This is a genomic window from Mesorhizobium sp. A623 (genome assembly GCF_054489405.1).
Map to the genome: position 1 here is coordinate 1 of NZ_JBTMXB010000090.1, position 2,716 is coordinate 2,716.

Consider the following 2,716-nt stretch of genomic DNA (forward strand, 5'->3'; position numbering starts at 1 on the left):
GTCGGCGCCGCCAACATCCAGCTTGCGGTGACGCTGCCGAATTTCCTCATCCTGGAATCGCTGAAGCAGTGGGACGGCTTCCACGCTACGCTGCTCAGGAAAAAAAATCGAATGGCAGGACGGTAACGTCATCCCGTCGAAGGAACCCGGCATCGGCGTCGAACTGGACGAGGCGGTGTGCGAGGCGCATCCCTATGACGGCAAGGACCTCCACCTCCAGATGAAGCAGGAACCGCTGGTTCTTTGAGGGGCGGCCTACCTTCAAATATAATATGGCCTTAGCGCGATAAAGCTTTGTTTGACCGAAGCTCGTCCGGCAAACCATACTTCTCGTGGAATGCCGGACGCCTTCGCTTGAGCGGCTTGGCCGTCCGTCGCCAGTTGCCGATCCGGCACGAAACCGCGTGAAGCAGCCAATGCGATCTACATGAAAGGGTCGGTGTTTGGCCGAGTTCGACTACATCATCGTCGGTGCGGGATCGGCCGGGTGCGTCCTGGCGGATCGGTTGTCGCGCGACGGCACCAGCAGCGTCCTGATTGTCGAGGCGGGCGGCTCCGACCGCAGCTTCTGGATCCAGACGCCTATCGGCTATGGCCGCACGTTTTTCGATCCCCGTATCAACTGGATGTATGAGACGGAGGTCGACCCGCAGACCGGCTCACGCACGAGCTATTGGCCTCGGGGCAAGGTGCTTGGCGGCTCCAGTTCCATTAACGCGCTGATCTATTGCCGCGGATTGCCGGGCGACTTCGAGGACTGGGAAAAGCTTGGCGCGACCGGCTGGGGCTGGGACGAGGTGCGCGCACATTACGACGCCATCGAGACCCGCGTCGGCGAAGACGGCAGGGCGAGCGGTAGCGGTCCGCTCTACGTCACCAATGTCAAGCGCGAAATCCACCCCTGCAACCGGCACTATTTCGCCATGGCGAAGGAAATGGGGCTGCCCGTCACCGAGGATTGCAACGGGCCGGACCCCGAGGGCGTCACCCACTACCGCATCACGACGAAGGGCGGCCGCCGCTGGTCCAGCGCCGATGCGTTCCTGAAGCCGGCGCTGAAGCGCCAGAACGTCAGCCTCGTGACCAACGCGATGGTCGAGCGTATCGACGTGCGCGACGGCCGCGCCACCGGCATTTCCGTGCTTTTGGCCAGCGGCAGGCAGCAGTTCAGCGCCCGCAAGGAAGTGATCGTCTCGGCAGGTGCCGTCAACTCGCCAAAACTTCTCCAGATGTCGGGCATCGGCCCTGGCGCGCTGCTCAGCGAGATGGGCATCGAGATCGTCCGCGCCAACGACAATGTCGGCGGCAATCTGCAGGACCATCTCGGCATCAACTACTATTACAAGGCGACCGAGCCGACGCTGAATTCGATGCTGTCGCCCTGGTGGGGGAAACTGCTGCAAGGCATGCGCTATGTGCTGGCCAAGCGCGGGCCGCTCGGCCTCAGCGTCAACCAGTGCGGCGGCTTCGTGCGCTCGAGCGCGAACCTCGACAGGCCGGACCAGCAACTCTACCTCAACCCGGTCACCTACACGACGTCGCCGAGCAACAAGCGCCCGATCATCAATCCGGACCCGTTTGCCGGCTTCATCCTGTCGTTCCAGCCGTCAAGACCGTCGAGCCGCGGCCGCATCGACATCAGGTCGGCGGACCCGATGGCGGCTCCGCGCATCGTACCCAACTATCTTTCCACGCAAAAAGACCTCGATGATGTGGTCGCCGGCGGCCGGCTGATCCAGCGCATGGCGCGAACTGCTTCGATCCGCTCCTTCGCCAAGGAGGCCATGGCGCCCAACATCGACTATTTCGACCACGACGCCATCCTGGAGGATTTCAGGCAGCGTTGCGGCAGCGTGTTCCACCCGGTGGCCACCTGCCGGATGGGCCGCAACGAAGCGACGGCGGTAGTCGGTCCTGATCTGAAGGTTTTCGGCGTCGAAGGCCTCAGGGTTGCCGATGCGTCGGCGTTCCCTTCCATCACTTCGGGCAATACCAACGCCCCCACCATCATGCTCGCCCACCGCGCCGCGAGCCTCATTCTACAAGACCGGCCACGCGGGCCGGTCTCGATCCAGCCGTGATTTGCAGGCCCGCCTTGAAAATTCGCAAGCTAGAGACCTTCACCAACGAATTCGTCGGCTTCGTCCGCCTCACTGCCGAGGACGGCTCGACCGGCTGGGGCCAGATTTCGACCTACAATGCCGACATTACCGCCGCCGTCTTCCACCGCCAGATCGCGCCCTGGGCGCTGGGTCGCGGCATCATGGCTATCGAAGACATGGTCGGTGATATCGCCCGGCGCGAGCACAAATTCTCGTGCTCCTACCTTTATCGGGCCATGTCGGGCCTCGACACGGCCCTGTGGGATTTGCGCGGCCGGCTGGCCGGCAAGCCGGTAGCCAGCCTGATCGGCGGCGCGCCCGGTCGTCTGCGCGCCTACGCCTCCTCGATGCGCCGCGACATCACGCCGGAGGACGAGGCGATCCGCTTCCAGCGTTTGCGCGACGCCCATGGTTTCGATGCCTTCAAGTTCCGCGTCGGCTCCGAATGCGGGCGCGACCGCGACGAGTGGGAAGGCCGCACCGAAAGAGGTGGCTCGGTTTGTTTGAACAGTTTCGGAGCTATCGCTAAGTGGGTTCCGGCCTATCACTACTTTGGTAGAAGTGAACGAGGCGGTTTGAGGAGGAGGTAGCGGCAGTGAGGGCAATGGCTTGGG

At 63.3% G+C, this 2,716-nt stretch carries 2 protein-coding genes and 1 pseudogene; all 3 read left to right on the plus strand.

The genetic code is table 11. From position 1 onward, the window contains the following. A pseudogene (locus tag ACX3P1_RS27860) lies at positions 1-247 on the plus strand (enolase C-terminal domain-like protein); the annotation flags it as partial. A gap of 196 nt (positions 248-443) precedes the next feature. Continuing rightward, on the plus strand, positions 444-2,081 hold the full coding sequence (locus ACX3P1_RS27865; protein WP_459083003.1) for a GMC family oxidoreductase: 1,638 nt from the start codon (positions 444-446) through the stop codon (positions 2,079-2,081). 14 nt (positions 2,082-2,095) lie between these two features. Beyond that, complete coding sequence (locus tag ACX3P1_RS27870; RefSeq protein WP_459083005.1) at positions 2,096-2,692, plus strand: enolase-like domain-containing protein; 597 nt, start codon at positions 2,096-2,098, stop codon at positions 2,690-2,692. Positions 2,693-2,716 lie beyond the last annotated feature (24 nt).